The sequence below is a fragment of the Paenibacillus ferrarius genome, from assembly GCF_002027705.1.
In the GTDB taxonomy this organism is placed as follows: Bacteria; Bacillota; Bacilli; order Paenibacillales; family NBRC-103111; genus Paenibacillus_E; species Paenibacillus_E ferrarius.
Genome location: NZ_MBTG01000028.1, coordinates 1 through 20,623, shown reverse-complemented (window position 1 = coordinate 20,623; position 20,623 = coordinate 1). Strand labels below are relative to the sequence as shown.

Sequence of the window (20,623 nt, the reverse complement as noted above, 5' to 3'; positions counted from 1 at the left end):
GCATGTTCCCGCTGATTCCAGCTGTCTTTTCGTCAAAAGCAGCCCATTTCAGAATGAAAAAGGCTGCCCGCAGTAGATTTATCTACTTGAGAGACAGCCCCAAATATTCAGTAGATTTGTTGCAAAGACACGCAAATTTCCTTTGCTCATATCCTGTTAATAAGACAATGAGCCTAATGAAACACAGACCGGTCATGTGTTAACGATCGGCCAGGATGGAAAAATCAACTACACGTTAGTCGTTGCCAATATACGAAGCATATTCATCGGCGGTGAGCAAGCCTTCCAACGCATCCGCGCCCGATACTTCCACTTCGACCATCCAGCCTTCAGCGAAAGACGCACTGTTCACTAATTCGGGCGAACCTTCGAGCGTACTATTCACAGCTGTTACTTTGCCTGAGACGGGTGAGAAAATATCAGAAACGGTCTTCACAGATTCTACACTTCCGATGCTTTCATTTGCGGTAATGGTTGTTCCGACCTTCGGGAGCTCCACAAACACAATATCACCCAATTGATCTTGGGCAAAATCGGTAATGCCCACACGTACAACGGTCTCCGACAGCTTCTCTACCCACTCATGCTCTTTGGTGTATAACAAATTGGCTTGTACTTCACTCATCGCTTAACGCCTCACTTACCAGCAAATTTTGCTTTTAGCTTAATCTAAGGGGAACCTCAAAGTCAAGGCGAGTTGCGTAAAATGTACCGAATCAGCCCCACATGCTTACCGAAGCAAGACGCAAAAAAAGTAGCAGTTGACAATTCCCACCAACTTGGGCAAATATTAAAGTAATTAAATATTAGCGAATGATGGTATAGGGAGAGACCGCAGAGCAAGCTCGCGGCGCCGAAGGAGTAAGCCCGCAGTGGTGAATCTCTCAGGCAAAAGGACCTGTATCGGACGCAACTCTGGAGAGCTTCGATGACCGCACTCGGCGGAACATCGGACACCCAAGGGGAAACTTGACGGAACGCGAAAGATAGCCCGCTCAAGGTAACTCTCAGGTATAAAGGACAGAGCAAAAGGTATGTTTGTGTTGCATACTTTTTGCTCTTTTTTGCATGCCTGTCAGGATGTTTCGGGCAACATAAACAGTATACAAATTGTGGATCGAAGGTGAGGTTGGGAGCATGCTAAAACGAACGCCGCTCTTCCCGATTTATGCGGAGCATGGAGCGAGAGTCATTGATTTCGGCGGTTGGGAGCTGCCCGTACAGTTCGCCGGCATTCAGAAAGAACACGATGCCGTGAGACAGCAAGCAGGACTATTTGACGTGTCCCACATGGGCGAGGTCAGGGTAAGCGGAGAGGATGCGCTCGACTTTATCCAGCGCATAACGACGAATGACGCAGCGAAACTAGAAGCCGGACAATGCCAGTACAGCCTCATGTGCTATCCAAATGGCGGTGTTGTAGACGATCTGCTCGTATACAAGCTCACCGATAACGACTACATGCTGGTCATCAATGCCTCCAATATCGACAAGGATGTCGCTTGGATGCAGATGAACCTTGCTGGGCAAGTGGAGCTTGTCAATGTTTCGGAAGATACGGCTCTGCTCGCCTTGCAAGGGCCGCTCGCTGAACAGATTTTGGCTAACGTGACGGACGCCCGGATTCATGCCTTGAAACCATTTCGCTTCCTGAACGAGGTAGATATCAAGGGAATTAAAGCTCTTGTCTCGCGCACGGGCTACACGGGCGAGGATGGATTTGAACTTTATATAGCTGAAAAGGATGCCGTGGAGCTGTGGAAGCTCCTCCTTGAGGCAGGTCGTGAGCATGGTCTTGTTCCTGCCGGATTAGGCGCTCGCGATACGCTTCGTTTCGAAGCACGACTCCCACTCTATGGGCAAGAGCTTTCCCAAGATATTACGCCGCTTGAGGCTGGACTTTCATTTTTTGTGAAGCTGGATAAGGGCGAATTCATCGGTCGTGACGTATTGGCTGGGCAAAAAGCAAATGGACTCCCCCGCAAGCTGGTCGGTATCGAAATGCTCGAACGCGGTATTCCCCGCCCGCATTATCCTTTGTATGCAGAGGGCAAACAGATCGGGGAGGTCACAACCGGGACACAGTCTCCGACATACAAAACAAATGTAGGCCTGGCTTTAATCGATTCCGCTTACAGCGCGTTAGGTACCGAAGTGAACGTTGAAATTAGAGGGGTGCAAGTGAAAGCGAAAGTCGCAGCTACCCCTTTTCATAAAAGAAAACCTTAACCTATTTGTCCCTTGAGAGGAGTCCTTCCCGTCATGAAACACCGCTATTTGCCTATTACCGAGCAGGATCAAAAAGAAATGCTGGACACTATCGGCATTTCCTCGATGGAGGAAATGTTTCAAGATATTCCGCAGAAGGTGCGTTTTCAAGGGGAACTACAGGTCTCCCAAGCGCTCGATGAGCAAGGTTTGCTGCGCTATATGCGCGGTCTGGCGGGTCGCAACGCCGACTTCGACCGCTATGCCAGCTTCCTTGGCGCTGGCATTTACGATCATCACCTTCCGGTGGTGATCAATCACGTCATTTCGCGCTCGGAGTTTTACACGGCGTATACGCCTTACCAACCGGAAATCAGCCAGGGCGAGCTGCAGGCGATTTTTGAGTTTCAGTCGTACATCTGCGAGCTGACCGGCATGGCCGTGGCAAACGCCTCGATGTACGATGGCGCCACGGCGCTCGCTGAAGCTGGCGCCCTCGCCAGCGGTGCGACGAAGCGCAGCCGCCTGCTTGTCTCCCGCGCGGTGCATCCGGAGGCGCGCGCGATTCTAAGCACGACCGCCCGCGGGCTCAACTTGGAAGTGGTCGAGATCGGTCTCACGCCAGCTGGCGTGACCGACTTCGAAGACCTCGCTTCCAAGCTTGAGGGCGACACCGCGGCCGCAGTCATCCTCCAATCGCCGAATTTCTTCGGCTGCTTGGAGGATATCGCGGCGGTGGAGCCCCTCGCGCACGGCGCGGGCGCACTGCTCGTCGTGAGCGCGAATCCGCTCACGCTCGGGCTGCTCGAAGCGCCGGGCAAGCTCGGCGCTGACATCGTCGTCGGCGACTGCCAGCCGCTCGGCATCCCAGCTTCGCTGGGCGGGCCGACGTGCGGCTACTTCGCCGTCGCCGAAAGCTGGATGCGCCGCATGCCGGGGCGCATCGTGGGCCAAACCGTCGACCGCGCCGGCAAGCGCGGCTTCGTGCTTACGCTGCAAGCGCGGGAGCAGCACATTCGCCGTGAGAAAGCCACGTCGAATATTTGCTCCAATCAAGCGCTTCTCGCGCTTTGCGCATCCGTTTACTTGTCCACGATGGGCAAGCAAGGCATTCAGGACGTTGGCAAGCTCAACGTCCACAAAGCCCACTACGCGGCGAAGCGCCTGACCGCGTCACAGAAACTCTCGCTGCCATTCACAGGCAGCTACTTCAATGAGTTCGCCGTCAAGCTGCCGGACGGCACGAATGTGCAGGAGCTCAGCAGCAAGCTCCTGCAGCATAACATCATCGGCGGCTACGACCTCGGCCGCGACTACCCCGAACTAGCTGGCCATATGCTGATTGCCGTCACCGAGCAAAGAACGCGCGAAGAGATCGATGCCTTCGCCGCCGTACTGGAGGAACTCGTATGAGTGAAAATAACGTAAACGTGAAAGCCGACGGCAAAGCGCTCATTTTTGAAATGAGCCACCCCGGTCGTGTCGCTTATGCTTTGCCGGAGTCAGATGTCCCAGAGATAGATCTTGACGAGGCTCTGCCTGCGAAATTCGTCCGCAAACAAGCGCCGGACCTCCCTGAAGTATACGAAGTAGATGTGATCCGTCATTATACCGCTCTTTCCCGTCGCAACTTCGGCGTCGATAACGGATTCTATCCGCTTGGCTCCTGTACGATGAAGTACAATCCCAAAATTAATGAAGACGTCGCTCGCTTCCCAGGCTTCGCCAAAATACATCCGTACCAGCCGGAAGAATCGCTGCAAGGCGCACTGGAGCTGCTCTATAATCTCCAAAATGACCTTGAAGCGCTCACTGGCATGGACCGCGTAACCTTGCAGCCTGCGGCAGGCGCTCATGGCGAGTGGACCGGCCTCATGATGATTCGCTCTTACCACGAAAGCCGCGGCGAGAAACGCACCAAGGTCATCTGCCCTGACTCCGCGCATGGCACGAATCCAGCCAGCGCCACCGTTGCCGGGTTCGAAACCATTACCATCAAGTCCAACGAGCGCGGCCTCGTCAACCTTGATGAATTACGCCGGGCGGTGGGTCCCGATACCGCAGCGCTCATGCTCACGAATCCCAACACACTTGGCTTGTTCGAAGAACAAATCGTCGAAATCGCCGAGATCGTGCACGCCGCTGGGGGATTGCTCTATTACGACGGTGCTAATGCCAACGCGATTATGGGCATCACGCGTCCCGGCGATATGGGCTTCGACGTCGTGCATCTCAACCTGCACAAAACCATGAGCACACCGCACGGCGGCGGGGGCCCTGGAGCAGGTCCTGTCGGTGTCAAAGAGAAGCTGATTCCGTTCCTGCCAACACCGCTCATTGCCAAACGGGAAGACGGCAGCTTTTATTTTGACTACAACTACCCGCAAACCATTGGGCGCGTCAAAGGCTACTACGGCAACTTCGGCATCCTCGTGCGCGCCTATACGTACATCCGCACGCTTGGTCCTGAAGGCTTGCGCAAAGTGTCCGAATACGCTGTACTCAACGCGAACTATATGCTCGCTCGGCTAACGCCATATTTCGATGTGCCGCATCCTCGCTTCTGCAAGCACGAATTCGTGCTGTCCGGCAACAGACAGAAGAAGCTTGGCGTACGTACGCTCGATATCGCCAAACGGCTGCTCGACTTCGGTTATCACCCTCCGACCATCTACTTCCCGCTTAGCGTGGAAGAGTGCATCATGATCGAGCCCACCGAAACCGAAAGCAAACAAACCTTGGACGAATTCATCGACACGATGATTGCCATCTCCAAGGAAGCGGAAGATAATCCGGAGCTTGTCAAAAATGCGCCTTATACAACCGTCGTAAGCCGGATGGACGAAGCGCTCGCCGCTCGCAAGCCCGTTCTTAACTGCACCTGCGGATAACAAAGAACCTTCAAATCCACTTCTTCTGTGGACTTGAAGGTTCTTTGCTTACGCCCTACTTAACCTGATTCACCTCGTACAAATAAAACACATAATCGCTGGACGCACCCGCATGTCCGAGCTGACGGAGCATCGAAAAATATTGCCGCGGTGGTAGGTACCATGATTCACGATGTGCTGAATCACTTCGTTGATGTTGGTAGCGAGAACCCCTAAGATTGGATGCGGAAAACGTATAGTACCTTGGACATCCTCCACGCCGCTCAAGAAATTCCGACAATCCTCAGAAAAAATTAGACATGAGCCTCTCCCTCTTTTTGGGCAGCTTGATATAGTTCGATTAATGTGCCATCAAGATCCCGTAGATAAGCAAACTGTCCATTCCATAGCGGATTAAGAAAAGGCTCTTTCACAAAATGAACACCATGCTCTCGTAAACGAGCGTAAGCAGCATCAAGATTCTCCACTTCAATATTGAGCAAGAAATTCGTTGCATATGGAAGAGTTGGCCCCAGATCTTCGCCAAGCGACTCGCTCATTGCTTTGCGGGACATCAGCTCAATCCGCGCAGCGCCTGTGTCAAACAAGGCATAATCCATGGATTCTTCATACCAGTCGACCTTCAATTTTAATTGATCCCTATAGAAAGCTACACTTTTCTGAAAGTCTTCCACCAAAATACGCACTTGCAGCAGTTTCATTTTATTTCCTCCTTGGGTTTCGCTTGCTTTACACCCATTCTAGCCCATCTTCACTGACAGAAATGGTCAGTCAAGCTCCGCTGCCGCATAATAATTGTATAAATTTTTCGTTATCCCAACCATTAACTTTTTGAGCAGCGGCGGCTCTTTAATTTGAATGGTGCCCCCGTAAGTCAGAAGTAAATAAGGAAAGTGCAAGCGAATGGCCCCTTCCTCCATTCTAAAATGCGCTTCAAACTGTGTTCGCTCCACTAGGGTGTGAACAAGAAACCAATGCCCGCATAAATCGTCTAATGCTTGCTCTTTTCCCGTAATTTTAACCGATATCAATTGAACGGATTTATCGGATTCCGGCAGCACACCGGCGAGGAGGAACTTTCGCGCTGAGAAATCCGCCGGCCGTTCAAAGGATGTATCCCTCGTGTCCAGCGCACGAATCCGGTCTACGCGAAAGCTGCGGATTTCATTGCGAAGACGGCAATGACCGACCACATACCATTTATTTTTCCAGCAAACTAGTCCGTAGGGGTCGATCTCACGGGCCTCCGTGACAGCGCCATACCCTTTCTGATATTGCACATGAATCGTTTTGCTCTGAGCTACAGCTACTTCCACTTCCTGCAGGAGAACGGCTTCTGAAGCATCTGCTTGCGGGTGAATAACATCTAATCCTTGCTCGTGCAGGTTGATTTGGCGAAGCTGATCTTGGTTTGTGTACATTTTCAGCTTGGCAATGGCTTGACTAAGCTTCTCCCCGTAAGGGTAGCCCGCCTCCTGAGCAAATGCGGCTGCATGTATCAGCGCCTTTTGCTCGTCCAGATCAAATACAAGCGGAGCATCGTTAAACTGTCCAAGAAGGCTGTACCCGCCATTATGGCCTGAATCAGCGATGATTGGAACACCGCTCGCACATAACGCGTCGATATAGCGATAGACCGTTCTTATGTTGATTTCCAGCTTCTCAGCAAGCTGCTTGGCTGTTATCCGCCTTTGCGACTTAAGCAGCCATAGGATAGAAAGCATATGATCCGCTTTGGACATGTCATTCGTTCCTTTCCTGACCACCGATAGATCAGACCGATAAACGTTCCACTAATTGGTGGGAAGCCAGTACAAGATCACCACGGATGGTGCATGCGCTCGGATTATCCAAGCTATTCAGGAAATGCTGGACAACGCTGGCAAAACCTCTTCTTTCCAGCACTGTATCCCAGCTGCCGAATGTGCGTATGCGTGGAGCAGTCCCCTTTTCATAGAAGACAGCAGACTCTAGATTCGTTACCTCTACCGATCGGCCGCTGCCGTGAAGCTCCACTTTTTCCAAATCAACACCGGCAAGTCGAACCATGCTGTAGGTCCCCAAAGAGGAACCAAACGCCAAAGTACCGGATGCATGCAGCAATTTGCCCGCTTCGTCGACTTGTTGATGATAGGCCTGGATGTCATAAGGCTTTTCCCCGAGCCATAGCAAAAGATCCAGCATATGGATCAGATCATCATAAAGCGTCTCCTTCGCGCCATGATTTTGCAGCTTCACGCGATGCTTTACAGCTGAGCACCAATCGAAGCCGCCTGTCTCCTGCAGCCACTGCTTAGCCTCCATATACAGCGGGGCGAATCTGCGATTAAAGCCAGCTGCGAGGAGTACCCCTTTTTGCTCCGCATAAGAGGCCATTTGAACAGACTGGTCCCAATCACAGGACAACGGCTTGTCTACATAAACAGCAACGCCATGCTTGATGCAGGTCATTGCAATATCGTAATGTGTTGATGTCGGGCTATGTACGAATACGGCGTCCAATCCTAGAGCCAGAAGTTCCTCCAAATTCGTCGTCCCAAACGGAATGCGATACTTAGCTTTCATCCGTTCAACCGTGGCCTGCGTAAAGCTCATAATCCCTGCAATCTCCACTTGTTCGTTAACCGACAGCAGCGGCAAATACACCTTTTGCGCGATATCACCTAATCCAATAATTCCAATTCTTTTTCTCGTCATTATCCTTCACTCCTTAATTCTTTTCCTAGTACCAAACGTCCCACCAACAAGCCTAACACGAGCAAAATCACCCCAACAATCGTTGAAACGCCGTATATCTGAACCCACTGCGGAGCATCGGTCAGCAAGGCATAGACTTTTCCGCCACAAATAGGCCCCAAGAACGCTGCAAAGCCGGTAATCGCTGAATAAGTTGCAATGTACATCGGACGTTCACTCTTCGGCGTGTCGCCAATCGTGAATGTGAAGACCATCTGATTAAACCCGCCTAAGCCAATGCCCAGCACAATGTGAACAGCGTACAAAACAACGATAGCCGGAATGAAGGCGATTGCTCCCCATAATAAACAAGCCAAAGCAATGATCGGCAAAGACCACAGCAGCAAGGTCTGTGCGCTGAACCGTGTGTTTAAATTGCCCCATACATAGTAGCTGCCCATCATGACCAAAGTATGTACCACGGTAATGAACGACACCGTTTCATAATTGATTTTCATTAACTTAAGCATAACATACGAGAAGAGCGGCACCGTCACCCCTTGTACGAATAAAAATACAGCTAGAAAGAGAATCGCTTTCAGAAACGCGCGATCCTTCAGTGGCTTGCCGATCATCCCTACCGGATTGGATTCCGTCGAAGGCTCGAAGGGAGGGTTCGGGTATAAAGAGAAGGCTAATATATTCAAAACAACACATACCGCACAGATCATAAATAAAATATTAAAACCTTGCCCGCCGGGATAACGGTCCAGAATTTGCCCGCCTATGAACAAGGCAAGTGAGCTGACACCGCCCAGAATCGTATTGCGCATCCCAAAATAACGTCCGCGGACCGGACCTGGGACAGCATCGCTAATGAGCGAAGTCCAAACAATTCCCCCCGCGGCATTGCCTAAATGAGCGGCTGTGTAGAGCACGATATACATGAAAACCCACATGTCCTTGGGAAATACGAAAGGAATAATACCAACAGAAGTCCATAAGAAACGATGAGCAGAAGCAAAAATGAGCAGCATGCGTTTGCGGTTTCTGAATTTCTGCATGATCACCGCCATACCAATCTGGATCATATTCACAACGGTTGTGATCGCCAAAACAAAGCCGATTTCCGTTGAAGTTGCGCCCAGAAACAGCAAATATCCGGTTAAGAAGGGGCCGCCTAACAGCTGAAAGATGATAACAGCCGGGAAGCCTTCCATGGTCGCAACGAGCAAGCTTTTTCGATTGGAGGACATTTTTTTTCTAGGATGCCGCACACGATCCCATACATTCATAAGCAAATCCGCCTCCATTTTGTAAATCTTCGTTGTTTAGCTGATCTTCTAGTTACAAATTATAGAGCGCTTATGGTAAAATAGGACTGACTTCCTAATCTATCATGTCAGGCGGGATCATCGAATAGCTATGAAACCAAACCAATTTGGTCTTATCACAAGCTTACTACTCTTTTTGATCTTCATTGTACTCTCTCTTGTGTTTCAGTCAACAACTTATTTGTATATCGCAAGCGTAGGTCCTCTTCTCATTGTCCCTTTTCTTCCTGATATCCGGACCAGCCAATTCATTAAACCGCATCAAGCCAAGGGTGCTGTCCGACTGATTACTATGGAAAACAAAGATAACGCGGACTCCGATTTTCTTGTGATCTATTTTGAACCAGGTTATGTCAATTGGACAAGCGGGAAGCTTTACTTTCAACTGGATGATGTTATGAAAAATGTGTACATCAAGCCGGATCCCCTAGCCGCTGCGATGACGGTATTAAAATATGATCTCTTTCTCCACCGGAGCAAAAAGAACTGGGTTGGCATTTCCTTAAACCAACTTAAGCAGCGCACCGAACAGCTGTCTTATACAACGAATGAAATTAGCCGTTTAGTAATTCAGCTTTCGGATGTGAATGAGCTGCTCCAGCGGCCGATTTCACAACCAGCAGCAACGGGACAAAGTGTGGGCGCTTAGGTTAGAGCAATAACCGAGGACGACGAAATTCCAAAAAATAAGAGCCCCTACAGGCTCTTATTCGCGGAAAATTGAGCATTTCCCAGGGAATAAGAGGCTTTAGAGACTCCTAATTTCTAAAATTGCTATTGGCATTATTTCTGAAATAAGAGTCCCTAGGGACTCTTATTTTTATTTTAATCCTGTTATTCATGCAAATAGGAGTCCTTCAAGACTCTTATCCCCTGAAAACAGCTAACTTCTAATTGAGCTGCTCCCCGCACAAGTAGGCGGCAAGCGTCCGAACCATCACTCCGGTTGCTCCTTTAGGCTCGATGCCTTTGGCGGACCATAACCAGGCTGTGCCGCCCGTATCCAAATGGATCCACGGCGTTTCTTCCGCAAAGAAGCCAATGAATAAGCCCGCTGTAATCGCTCCTGCCCAGCGATCGGAGGACGTGGAATTCTTGATATCAGCGACATCGCTCTTCAGCATGGCGCGATATTCAGGGTAGTTTGGCAGCTGCCAAACTTTCTCGCCTGCCGCCGAAGCTGCCTGAAGCAGCGGTTTCAGAAATTCATCGTCATTCGTAACCGCACCTGTTGCGACATCCGCAAAGCAGATCAGAATGGCGCCTGTTAGCGTCGCTACATCAATTAAGCGGGTAGCTCCCTGCTGCTTCGCATAGGTGATGCCCTCAGCCAAAATAATCCGGCCTTCGGCATCTGTATTCAGCACTTCCACGGAATGCCCGCTGAGCAGCGTGACGATGTCGCCAGGACGATAGGCAGCGCCTGATGTCATATTCTCCGCAGCCGGTATAACCACAACTAGGTTCACCTTCGGCTTCAGTTGCCCAACGATGTGCAAAGCACCCAGCAGTGTGGCGGCTCCGCCCATATCACTGATCATCTCTTCCATGCCATCTGGCCTTTTCATCGAGATGCCGCCGGTATCGAAGGTCACGCCTTTGCCGACGAGGCCCAGCACGTCGGTTGAGTCCGGATCCCCCTTATACTGAAGGGTGATCATGCGAGGCGGGTTGACGCTGCCTGCGCCAACCGCTAGGAGACCGCCCATGCCGCGGGCGGCCAGCTCTTGCTCGTCCAGCACTTCGCAGGCGAAGCCATAGTGCTGCGCGAGCCGAACGGCTTCCTCTGCGAGGGAAGCCGGAATGAGCTTATTGCCCGGGAGGTTCGTGAGATCCCGGGCATAGTTCGTGCCCTCCGCAACCGCCTCGGCGGCTGCGATCGCTTCCTCCAGAAGCGCTGCATCCGCAGCCGCTTCTGTGAGCAGTACCGCCCGGCGCAGCTCTGCTCGCGCCGGCTCGTTCTTGCGGTACGCCGCGATGCGGTACGTACCGAGGAGCAGCCCTTCGGTCAGCGCCGAGGCGGCTGACCGGCTGTCGAATCCGCTTGGCAGCTTCAGCGCCAAGCTCTCTACCCCAAGCGCAAGCGCCTTGCGGCTTGCGAACACCGCGGCTGCGCGCAGCGTATCGCGTGACGCTGCGGGGCCAAGCCCCGCAACGAGCACGTACGCGTACGGCAGCAGCCCGTAGGTAGGCAGCGCCTCAAGCTCGTCTGAGGCGCCGGTGAATTGGCCCTTGGCGCGCATGCGCGCAAGGGCTTGATCAAGCTGCGCATGCCCAAGGACGGCGTCCTGGCGCAGCTCAGCTTCACTTAGGCAGACAAGGATCGCGTCTGCCCCCGTCTCATTTTCCAGCAATGACGTATGTACTTGCGTGGTGATATTCGTAATTTTAGCAAACATAGCTTCAATCTCCCTGTTCATATCATATTAATAGAAAGATGCGGCCTTCTGCACAACCGATTGCATCGGCAAGTGATAAGGACATTTCTCTTCGCATAGCGGCTTTTCTTGGCATGGATCGTGATCTGCACAGCCTGTTATTCTTTCCTTTTGCCGCTCGAAAAATCCATGGCCTTTGGGCAGCAGCCCGAATTTCTCCCTGAATTTACTGGCAATCATCACATCCGGGATCGAGATTTCAAGCGGGCAGGAACAATAATTGCAGCGCCTGCAATCATGCTGGCCCAGCTCGGAAGCCAACTGCTCGAGCTCAAGGCGTTCCTCCGTACCCACTTCTTCCTCTTGTGCCGCCAAGTTTTCCTTAACTTCCTGCACGCTCACCATTCCTGAGATGGTAACGTGTACATCTTGGCTGTACGGATAACGGATTGCACGATCAACAGGCTGAATAAACCCGCCCGATAAAGGCTTCATCGCCACTTTCATCAAATCCATTTCCGTCGCTTTGGGGATCAATTCATCCAACGCAAATGGCTGCGCCAAATTCAGATGAAACAAAATCTGTGAAAATTGCCCTTTGGCAATCCATTTGACAAGAAGATCCGGGCGATGTCCGGAAATGCCAATGAATCGGACACTCCCTTCCCGCTGAGCTTCGAGGGCTGCTTTATAGGCCCCTTCCACATCCATCGCTTTCTTATACTCGCTTACGTAATTTACATAGTGAATTTGAAGCAAATCAACATGATCAGTTTTCATCCGTACCAAGCTGCGTTCGATTTCCGCTTTGGCCGTTTCATAGTCACGTGCCCCGGTCTTCGTCGCTAAGAAATATTCCTGTCGGCGATGGGAAATGCACTCGCCAATGATTTCTTCACTATTGCGGTAAGCCGCTGCGGTATCTATATAGTTAATACCCTGATCAAGGGCATAATTTAAAGCTTCTCTTGCCTGCTCTAAGGGCACGCTTGGCAGGTTCATAGCACCAAATCCAAGTGATGATACATTGAAACCAGACTTTCCAAACCTTGAATATCGCAAGTCTCTATCTCCCTTCCCATTCAGCTGCCAAGATTACATGAATAATTGCATATACAACATATTGTAATACAACTTGGTCCTACTTTCCATGAACCATGCATAGAAAATGTACCTGCGTGAATTTTTCAAACAAAAAAACAAGCGCTTTAGGAATTCCTCGCTACCGAAGAGTTCCTGAAGTGCTTGTAGTCCGCTGCCTGTATGAATTAATCTCTAGAATCATTTCCACTATTCCTGAAATCTGATCCCCGATCTCCCCAATTCCAATTGAAATTCGCGTTTCTATCATTCCCTTTTGGTGTCGCAGTTGGCTTAGCCGTTGGTTTCGCTGTGGGCTTGGATGTAGGCTTCATACTAGGTGTTGGCGTTGGTTTCGGCTTGTTGGAAGATCCCTTCTTGGGATCATTGTCGTCATCACCTTCATCCGAGCGTCCCGGCTTTGGGGTTGCCTTGTTGTCATCATTTTTGTCATTTTTGTTGTTGTTCTTGCCATCATTCTTGTTATCATTGTTGTCGTTCTTGTTATCATTCTTGTTATCGTTCTTGTTATCGTTCTTGTTATCGTTCTTGTTATCGTTCTTATTGTCATTCTTATTGTCGTTCTTGTTGTCATTTTTATTGTCATTCTTGTTATCGTTCTTATCGTTTTTGCCCGTATTGCGATCATTCTTAGGCGTAGGGGTTGGCTTCGTAGACTTCCCATTGGTGCCGTTCTTTGTATTGCCGTTGTTTTTATCATTCTTATCGGTATTCTTATCATTGTTCTTGTCGTTGTTCTTATCACTATTCTTATCGTTGTTTTTGCCGTTATTTTTGTCTTTATCCGATTTCTCGTTTTGAATCTGTTGAATTTTCTCGCTCAGTTTGCCAGATTTCTCCTCTTCGACCAACCGCTGCAGGGAGGATTTATCTATCGGTTTATCTGGTTTGACGAGCTTATCGAGTCCGCCGCTTTCTTTGGCTAGCTGGTGAATCGACACCGTTTTGATATCGTCCAGAGAGACTTTAGCACCATTATCCACCGCATTAAGATAAACCGCGTACTTCCCAGCTGATACACCGCTGGCTTTGGCTTCTTGTCTGATTTCCTGCGGTGCAGCGAAAGCGGTCACACCATAATTGTTCACTTGATCCGGATGTGCCGCTTCAATATGCTTGCTAACTTGCGCTTTGAGCTTGGTTGCGATAGTTTCATCATTCACAGCTGTCTTCTGCTGGACGACAGTTGAACTGATAATAATATCGCCTTCCCCCTTAGCCAGTGCGCCCTGTTCCGCTTTGTCAAGAATATCCGAGGTAACGGCCTCCAGCGATTTGCCCTTGAACACTAACGTCTTGATTAGTTCGTCGCCATCTGAGTTCAAGCCTTGCAAGTCTTGTACGACTTCGTCATTATCAATGCCAATTTCTACACTTGGATTGATATCTATCGTTACATAGGCAACCACTTGGCCGCCTGGAACGCTTCCAGTCAGCGTTGACACTAACACAAAACATAAAAGAATAGCAGCTGTCAATCCCGATGCAATGGCCATCTGCGGCACGCGCAAACGTCGTTTTACAGGGGCAAACAGGATTTCTTCCCCAACTTCACAATTCCGTGTTCCCCTTGGAAGCTTCTCAAACCGACCCTCTGGATTCATGACAATAATGGAGTTTTCGCTCAGTTCCATTACGATTCCCTTGTTCATGCGCTGTTCTTCCCTTCTTTATGCTGTCCTCATTCTCGAATCTGTAAATAATCCCGCAAGTAAGGGTATGGACCATTAAATATGAGAGCTATCGCTATCAAATATTTACGGTTCCGCTCCAATGTTTTTCTGGAAACCTGTACTTGCTCGAGCAGCTCTTTGATAGGCAGCTGCCGTTTCGTCAGAAGAGTACGCATAAGTTCTGCATCCTGTGCTAGCGTGCGGCCGATACCGAACAGCATCTGTCTGGAATCATCGTGTTTGGGGGCTGCCTCTGTCAATTCAGAGAACTCAATATCGAAATCACGTAAGCATCGGCTAAAATCAAGAATTTCACTTCGTCGTTCTTCCAAACCTTTTTGCTTTTCATAAGCTTCAATTGCTTGATGAATCTCAATCGGATTCAACAGATTATCTTCATCATCTTCCTGATCGAATGAACTGTATGGAATCTGGCCTTTGAATCGCTGCTCCTTGCGCAAGAAATCAATTAATCTTCTTCGCATAACGGTTTCAGCAAAACCCAGAAAAGATCTTCCCATCACAGAAGAATATTGATTGATTGCTTCGTTAAACGCCCCTAGAGCGATACTGAATTCATCATCTCGAGCCGGGTCAATATATCGTTTGCAGAACCTGCTGGTTACTTTGGCTACGTAGGGCTGGTAGTCCGAAATAAATTGATTCCTTAGTCGCAGGTCCCCTGCTTGAATTTGATGGATTGTAACCTCAAGGGAAGAGGCATGGGGTTCACTTTGTCCCTGGGACTGTTTCTTCCCAAGGAACTTTTTGAATAGTACCAGTAGCACCTTTCCACCTCACAGTATAGTAGTTTCGTCCTTATGTATCCTAATTAGGGGGGTATATAAATTGAAATAAAAAAATAAAAAGTAGATTTATTATACCATACATGTGCAAATCATCACCTAATGGCAAATAAAACCTTTGGTTGCGATTTCATTTTCATCAAGAATCCTTTACAATTAGGGCAAGGAGGTGTTTCCTATGGAACAAGACAATCAATTTGGCAAGTTTCTTGAGTCATTACGCGGCAAGATGTCCTTGCGCAAAGTGGCAAGCAAATGCGGTTTATCTCATGCTTATATTAGAGACTTAGAGCTAGGACGTAATCGTACCACGAATGATGTCATCAAGCCATCTCCAGACACTCTAAGGAAATTATCCCAAGCGTATGAGTATCCATATACCGATTTATTAATGAAAGCCGGCTATTTAGAAGATGCGATTTCTGGACAGACGCCATTGTCTGTCCGATTAGATACAGTTTGGTATGTTGAGTTCGGGATCAAAACGATTACATATGTTACGGCAGAGGCAAGGGTAGAAGAAAACGTGGAATCACTCGTAGCTTTTACAAGCTTTATAGATGCCTTAACCGATCATGAATTTGTGAAAATGGATATGCATTTGTTCGTGAATCTCAACAAAATAAAAAAGTATGCCCCCGCTGAAGGCAAACTTTATTTTGATCTTTATGAGGACCATTGCGGAGTCACCATCGCGGCTTTGCCGCAAAAAAAGTATCACCAGATCCTTCTTGATTGTGCTGCTCGTAACAATGGCCAATTCATTGGTGAAGATTCCGCTTTGGGACACTCAACGCTGAAAGCCAAGTTCCTTACCTAACATCACGCAAAGGAAGAGCACGGTTGCCATACTTAACATTTGGATGGGCATGAGCGCGCTTAGGACATTGTCTGCGTACGAATGACGATTGGCAATCCCGATGATAACTACAACAATAAACAAGTAAAAACCAACATTGGCTGGTGTAAATGGAATTCTTGTATAGTTGGATAAAAAAGTGAACCCCAAGCGCAGCTTGAGAATGAGATACAATACACTGCATTTGGCTGTCAGAATAAGCATTAGCGTCACATTGGCTATTTTGGAATCTGAACCGAGGTCTGCATAGGGCATGAACTCCGTCATTTCACAACCAATAAGAACAGCCGTAGAGACAATAACAGACAAAATGTAGCCCGACAAAGCGATAAGCAGCGAAGGTATTACACTGAATTTCCATACAACTCTAAGCAGCACACAAATAATAATTACGTATAGTAAAGGCCAATTATCAAAATAAGTGACAATCGTTCCTGCCAATGCAGCGAGCGATATTTGTTTCCAATGCGGTTTCAGTCTTTGTCTGAAAAGCACCAATGAAAATAAGATCATGGGTACAAAATCAATACAGGTTAGGATAAAATTCACCCATGTAAACAAGTACAAATCCCTCATTTCTAAGCATGCTATTAAGCTGTCTTCCTTAACTTATTATCTGCACCTAGAATTATACAGGATTACGGAGCTTTTGCGTTCAAAGTGGACTAAGTTGGCTGTTTCTGAGCATAAGCTGACAGGATGCAAGAGGCATGGGTGAGAGAATTGGAGTGCGATGAACGTATGGGGCACCGTCACACAGTTGCGATTGTAGAAGATAATTACTGGGCAGGCAAATTGCTCGAGAGCTACAGTGAGCAGTGCGGATTGAAAGTTATCTCCATCGTTTCTGATGGTGAGCAATTCATTCGGTTGTATGACCAGCTGCAGCCTGATATTTTGCTGGTAGACATAGGATTAGAAGGGAAATTAGATGGCATTTCAATGGTTCAAGCCTTGCGTAGAGCTGGGTATCAGCAGAAAGTTATCATGGTCAGCGGCACGACGAATATTGACCATGTTTTGACAAGCTTTCATGACTTAGGCTCTCTCTACTTTTTATCGAAGCCTGTCATGCTGCCTAAGTTCCAAGCAGCCATTCGGAAAGCGATCGATGAGATACATCTAGCGCGCAGTCAGCAGGTTCAAACCGATAAACCTACAGCTGCAACATGGATTACAGTGAAAAATCAGAAATCAACATTGCCAATTTCAGAGGATTCCATCCTTTTCATAGAGAAAGAGGACAAGCGATTAACACGCATTCATCTTATGAATGGCGCGCAAATGGAATCCAGTACGAATTTATCGGATATTCTGGCGCAGAGCTCCTCCTATATGTTCAGTCCCTTCAAAGGGTTTCTAGTTAATTTAAGGCATGTTGTTTCCTATGACAAAGAAATTGGATTTCCCACATCGCGAAGGTTTCTCATTCATCTGAACCATACCCCGATTCAAATACCGCTAAGCCGGAATTTGCAGAAAGAGTTTGCGAGATTACTGCAGGATTCGCAGTGAGTCAACTGCAAAGACGTTCTCGGGAACCGATAACTGCAACTGGCGATTGTAATAAAAAAGGAAAACGGTTATGGCTCATCGTAACGGGTTCCGTTTTGAGGTGCAAAAACTTTTTAGACGTTCAAATTGACAACTACTTTGGTATTGTGAAACGTAAAAAGGATGGCGAAATCGCCATCCTTTTTCGTTAAATTATAGGCCTTGGTCAAAGTATTTTATTAGTGCATCTTTTACTTGCTCTCTCGGTTCTAGAACATCGTGTCCAGCCTGATCTACTATAATAATCTTTGGGTTATGTTTTTGATATTCTCTCAGATGATCGTCGTTTAAAAGAGAACCATTCTCAGCACCCTTCAGGATTAGCAGCTGTCCCTCGATATTGTCAAGAGCAGGTGAAAGGTCATAATCCTCTAGTCCATGTAGCAGACACATCGGCAATTCTTTAGCAAATCTTTTATAGATAACGCCATCTTTTTCGATATAGAAATCATCTTTCCTAACTTCAAATTCCTCACGGCTCAGTTCCTTGGCTGCCGTTAGAATTGTATATAAGTGATCCCATGATTCATATGTTTCGTATGAATCAGTAAGTTTCTTAGCCCACTCATCTTTTACCTTTGGGTGATGTGCTTGGAAGTCTCCAACCACAAATCCATGAACACTATTTGGGTGAAGTGAAGCATACTTCAATACGTAGGATACTCCTCTTGAATGTGCAATGAAATGTGCCTTATTAATACCTAAATGTTTCATTACAGCATCAATATCTGTTGACATATGCTCTAGTGTAAAACCATTTTTGGGCATTCCACTTTCGCCGCAGCCTCTGGTATCAATTGCAACCACATGTCTGGGACTTCCGTTTCGCCCCGAGGAGAGTTCTTCTCCAATCCATTTATATGTCCTTGCATTAGAAAAAGTCCCATGAATACAAATTACGGGGAGTTTATTGCTTGGTGTTTCAGGTTTCCATTCTAAATAGTGAGTTTGAAATCCTTCAGATCTTTTAACGAAATAGCTTTGCATCCATCTCAATCCTCCTAGTAGTAGTGGCAGCCGTGTTATTTCTAAAATTATACTATGAAACCTTAAATTAACAATCATTTTTCACATCATGTAAATAATATCCTTGATAGTTTATGGTTTATCTGCTAAGCCAAGACGCTGAGCAGGAGTAAGTTTCTGCTTGTCCCGCGATTTATAGGGTTGGCAATAGTTGTAATGGGTACGAAGGATCGTGATGGCATACTGCGCATACTTGGGGGTTGAAGTTGGTGTAGATACTTTTCTTTGAGCTTCAATAAGCTAGTTTGCTAATTGAAGCATCATCGATCCCCAAAAGTCTTGCGTTCTTCCGCGAGAATTCGTCCAAATGATCGTCTTTGTATACAGCGGTGTCATGTTCCAAATCTTCTGTTCTAACATCATAGTCGTATGCAACGTCTGCCGCGAACACATAAAGAGAGTGCACGTCAGTGCTAACGGCGACATGGGTCTGCATTTGCTTATCCTCTAGGTTATCATAACGATGATTGTAACTTCTCTTGCCACAGCAATCGAGCTCCGTCTAACCCTGCACGACCAACCCGGTAAGTTGGTTGAACACGGACTGCTCCAGCAATCGATCGGTTGCTGGAGCAGCGTAGAGGCTTAATCATTAATCGCAGCATCTCAGCATTCGCAGCCAATCAACAGCCAACAGACGATTTTCATGGCTTGATGGAAAGAAAAAAGAAGGCAGGACTCTCGTCCGCCTTCCCTTGTCGACCTAGAAAATTGCAAGAACAAGCTTACAAAAAGGAACTATGATCCGCTATTTGACTCAGAATCCGAAATTTGTAGCTGAAAGGGAAGTACGATCCCTTATTACACCCCTCCATGGGGAAATTCCAGCAAACTGTACTTCTGTCAATAGCGTAGACACAAAATTAAGGAACAACCACGGCATTAGACAGCCTGATTTCTGTAGTAAATTTGTTCGAAATGATGAGCCGTCTCGTATCCTAGAGTAGAATGTGGTCGTAGTCGATTATAGTCAAACTCAATGTAAGCATAGAGTTCTCTCATGGCTTGTTTACGGGTCTTAAATTTTGTTTGGTACACAAATTCTTTTTTCAACGTGCTATGGAAGGACTCGATACAAGCGTTATCATAGCAATTTCCTTTACGGCTCATGCTGCCAATCATTTTGTACTCTTGTAACTTTGCGCGGTAGTCATGACTAGCGTATTGAGAGCCACGATCAGAGTGATGAATTAATCCTGGCTCAGGCTTGCGACGCTTATATGCCTTCTCTAGCGCGTCTAAAACGAGCTCCCTTGTCATTCGAGCTCCCATTGAAAATCCTACAATTCTGCGAGAGTACAAATCCATTACGCTTGCCAAATACAACCAGCCCTCGCCCGTCTGGATGTAAGTGATATCCGTTACCCAAGCTTTATTCGGCGCTAGCACAGTAAACTGACGATTTAACACATTTTCGAACACAGGCAAGTCATGTTTAGAATTCGTCGTAGCCGTTACTTTCCTTACGGTTATTGACTTCAATCCCATTTCCTTCATACGCCGACTGACCGTTTTGGAAGAAACCGCAGTCCCATTTTTTCTTAATACGGCTGTAATCGTCGGACTTCCTGCGCGTTTTTTAAAGTGATTAAACAGTCTTCTTATCTTCCGATCTAGCGCTTTTAAGCGCTTTTCACGAGCACTAGGTTCCCTCTTAATCCATTTGTAATATCCGCTTCGTGAGACTTCTAAAACGGTGCACATCTTCTCGACCCGGTACTGGAAGCGGTGTTTATAAATAAACGAATAAATCAGCACGGGTCCTTTGTGAAGAAGTGCATCGCCTTTTTTAAAATCTCATTTTCCTCTTTTAATTCGAGGATGCTTTGCTCCAACTTCTTCATTCGTTCATAGTCTACAAACACCTGAGACTGAGATTCTACAGTTCTACTGCCGTACTGTTTAATCCACCGACTTAGGGTACTTTTAGGAATATTTAATTCCTTAGAAATTTCAATTGGTCTCTTATTAGCAGACTCCATGTGTTCAACTGTCTTGCGTTTAAATTCCTCATCATAACTTTCACGTTGTGATCCCATGCCACACCTCGACCTTATTTAATATCTATATTATAAAGGTTGTTCCTTAAGGTGTGTCTACGAAATAGTCTAACTTCA

At 47.6% G+C, this 20,623-nt stretch carries 20 protein-coding genes, 1 pseudogene and 2 riboswitches; of the genes and pseudogenes, 7 read left to right on the top strand and 14 right to left on the bottom strand.

All coding sequences use genetic code 11. The annotated features are described in order from the left end of the window. Positions 1-235 precede the first annotated feature (235 nt). Positions 236-625, bottom strand: a complete 390-nt coding sequence (gene gcvH, locus BC351_RS26385) for a glycine cleavage system protein GcvH (protein WP_079416648.1) — start codon at positions 623-625, stop codon at positions 236-238. Positions 626-813: 188 nt separating this feature from the next. Next, a riboswitch (glycine riboswitch) is annotated at positions 814-910 on the top strand. A gap of 3 nt (positions 911-913) precedes the next feature. Then, a riboswitch (glycine riboswitch) is annotated at positions 914-1,026 on the top strand. 111 nt (positions 1,027-1,137) lie between these two features. Here gcvH and gcvT point away from each other — a divergent pair. The 3 genes from gcvT to gcvPB are packed head-to-tail and all read left to right on the top strand — an operon-like array spanning position 1,138 to position 5,099. After that, entirely contained in the window at positions 1,138-2,229 is a 1,092-nt protein-coding gene (gene gcvT / locus BC351_RS26380; RefSeq protein WP_079416646.1) for a glycine cleavage system aminomethyltransferase GcvT, read from the top strand. A 33-nt stretch (positions 2,230-2,262) separates the two neighbouring features. Further along, on the top strand, positions 2,263-3,621 hold the full coding sequence (gene gcvPA, locus BC351_RS26375) for an aminomethyl-transferring glycine dehydrogenase subunit GcvPA (RefSeq protein WP_079416644.1): 1,359 nt from the start codon (positions 2,263-2,265) through the stop codon (positions 3,619-3,621). Beyond that, positions 3,618-5,099: an aminomethyl-transferring glycine dehydrogenase subunit GcvPB gene (gcvPB, locus tag BC351_RS26370; RefSeq protein WP_279628371.1), complete on the top strand. Its 1,482-nt coding sequence runs from the start codon at positions 3,618-3,620 to the stop codon at positions 5,097-5,099. The genes gcvPA and gcvPB overlap by 4 nt, the downstream gene beginning before the upstream one ends. Before the next feature lie 69 nt (positions 5,100-5,168). Here the strand turns inward: gcvPB and BC351_RS41780 are convergent, their stop codons facing one another. From BC351_RS41780 to BC351_RS26350, 5 genes are all read right to left on the bottom strand, one after another. After that, positions 5,169-5,357, bottom strand: a complete 189-nt coding sequence (locus BC351_RS41780; protein ID WP_244209183.1) for a DinB family protein — start codon at positions 5,355-5,357, stop codon at positions 5,169-5,171. A 35-nt stretch (positions 5,358-5,392) separates the two neighbouring features. Continuing rightward, positions 5,393-5,800: a VOC family protein gene (locus BC351_RS26365; RefSeq protein WP_079416642.1), complete on the bottom strand. Its 408-nt coding sequence runs from the start codon at positions 5,798-5,800 to the stop codon at positions 5,393-5,395. Between the two features lie 66 nt (positions 5,801-5,866). Next, entirely contained in the window at positions 5,867-6,841 is a 975-nt protein-coding gene (locus tag BC351_RS26360; RefSeq protein WP_079416640.1) for a helix-turn-helix transcriptional regulator, read from the bottom strand. A gap of 31 nt (positions 6,842-6,872) precedes the next feature. Continuing rightward, a complete protein-coding gene (locus tag BC351_RS26355) occupies positions 6,873-7,796 on the bottom strand; it encodes a Gfo/Idh/MocA family protein (RefSeq protein WP_079416638.1) in 924 nt (307 codons plus the stop codon). After that, a complete protein-coding gene (locus BC351_RS26350; RefSeq protein WP_079416636.1) occupies positions 7,796-9,070 on the bottom strand; it encodes an MFS transporter in 1,275 nt (424 codons plus the stop codon). The genes BC351_RS26355 and BC351_RS26350 overlap by 1 nt, the downstream gene beginning before the upstream one ends. 130 nt (positions 9,071-9,200) lie before the next feature. Between BC351_RS26350 and BC351_RS26345 the strand changes: the two genes are divergently transcribed. Next, positions 9,201-9,758: a hypothetical protein gene (locus BC351_RS26345; RefSeq protein ID WP_079416633.1), complete on the top strand. Its 558-nt coding sequence runs from the start codon at positions 9,201-9,203 to the stop codon at positions 9,756-9,758. Between the two features lie 241 nt (positions 9,759-9,999). Here the strand turns inward: BC351_RS26345 and BC351_RS26340 are convergent, their stop codons facing one another. The 4 genes from BC351_RS26340 to sigI form a co-directional block, all read right to left on the bottom strand. Then, a complete protein-coding gene (locus BC351_RS26340; RefSeq protein ID WP_244209179.1) occupies positions 10,000-11,529 on the bottom strand; it encodes a leucyl aminopeptidase in 1,530 nt (509 codons plus the stop codon). Positions 11,530-11,535: 6 nt separating this feature from the next. Beyond that, positions 11,536-12,549 carry an aldo/keto reductase gene (locus BC351_RS26335; protein WP_079416629.1) on the bottom strand — a complete coding sequence of 338 codons (1,014 nt, stop codon included), beginning with the start codon at positions 12,547-12,549 and terminating at the stop codon, positions 11,536-11,538. 206 nt (positions 12,550-12,755) lie between these two features. Then, positions 12,756-14,240 carry an anti-sigma-I factor RsgI family protein gene (locus BC351_RS26330; RefSeq protein ID WP_079416627.1) on the bottom strand — a complete coding sequence of 495 codons (1,485 nt, stop codon included), beginning with the start codon at positions 14,238-14,240 and terminating at the stop codon, positions 12,756-12,758. Between the two features lie 29 nt (positions 14,241-14,269). Further along, positions 14,270-15,049 carry an RNA polymerase sigma factor SigI gene (sigI, locus tag BC351_RS26325; protein WP_079416625.1) on the bottom strand — a complete coding sequence of 260 codons (780 nt, stop codon included), beginning with the start codon at positions 15,047-15,049 and terminating at the stop codon, positions 14,270-14,272. A 196-nt stretch (positions 15,050-15,245) separates the two neighbouring features. Between sigI and BC351_RS26320 the strand changes: the two genes are divergently transcribed. Beyond that, positions 15,246-15,887 carry a helix-turn-helix domain-containing protein gene (locus BC351_RS26320; protein WP_079416623.1) on the top strand — a complete coding sequence of 214 codons (642 nt, stop codon included), beginning with the start codon at positions 15,246-15,248 and terminating at the stop codon, positions 15,885-15,887. Here the strand turns inward: BC351_RS26320 and BC351_RS26315 are convergent. Continuing rightward, a complete protein-coding gene (locus BC351_RS26315; RefSeq protein WP_079416621.1) occupies positions 15,858-16,487 on the bottom strand; it encodes a hypothetical protein in 630 nt (209 codons plus the stop codon). The two genes, BC351_RS26320 and BC351_RS26315, sit on opposite strands and share 30 nt — an antisense overlap. Positions 16,488-16,640: 153 nt before the next feature. Here BC351_RS26315 and BC351_RS26310 point away from each other — a divergent pair, with 153 nt between their 5' ends. Next, positions 16,641-17,441, top strand: a complete 801-nt coding sequence (locus BC351_RS26310) for a LytR/AlgR family response regulator transcription factor (RefSeq protein WP_158082238.1) — start codon at positions 16,641-16,643, stop codon at positions 17,439-17,441. A 192-nt stretch (positions 17,442-17,633) separates the two neighbouring features. Here the strand turns inward: BC351_RS26310 and BC351_RS26300 are convergent, their stop codons facing one another. Both BC351_RS26300 and BC351_RS26295 read right to left on the bottom strand, forming a co-directional pair. Next, a complete protein-coding gene (locus tag BC351_RS26300; protein ID WP_158082237.1) occupies positions 17,634-18,467 on the bottom strand; it encodes an alpha/beta fold hydrolase in 834 nt (277 codons plus the stop codon). Positions 18,468-18,738: 271 nt separating this feature from the next. Then, positions 18,739-18,942, bottom strand: coding sequence for a hypothetical protein (locus BC351_RS26295; protein ID WP_079416613.1), 204 nt, complete (start codon positions 18,940-18,942; stop codon positions 18,739-18,741). A gap of 27 nt (positions 18,943-18,969) precedes the next feature. Between BC351_RS26295 and BC351_RS43985 the strand changes: the two genes are divergently transcribed. After that, the gene (locus tag BC351_RS43985; RefSeq protein WP_279628370.1) at positions 18,970-19,095 is read left to right on the top strand and encodes a hypothetical protein; all 126 of its coding nucleotides are present in this window, start codon (positions 18,970-18,972) and stop codon (positions 19,093-19,095) included. A 293-nt stretch (positions 19,096-19,388) separates the two neighbouring features. Here the strand turns inward: BC351_RS43985 and BC351_RS26290 are convergent. Then, a pseudogene (locus tag BC351_RS26290) lies at positions 19,389-20,545 on the bottom strand (IS3 family transposase). Between the last annotated feature and the right edge of the window lie 78 nt (positions 20,546-20,623).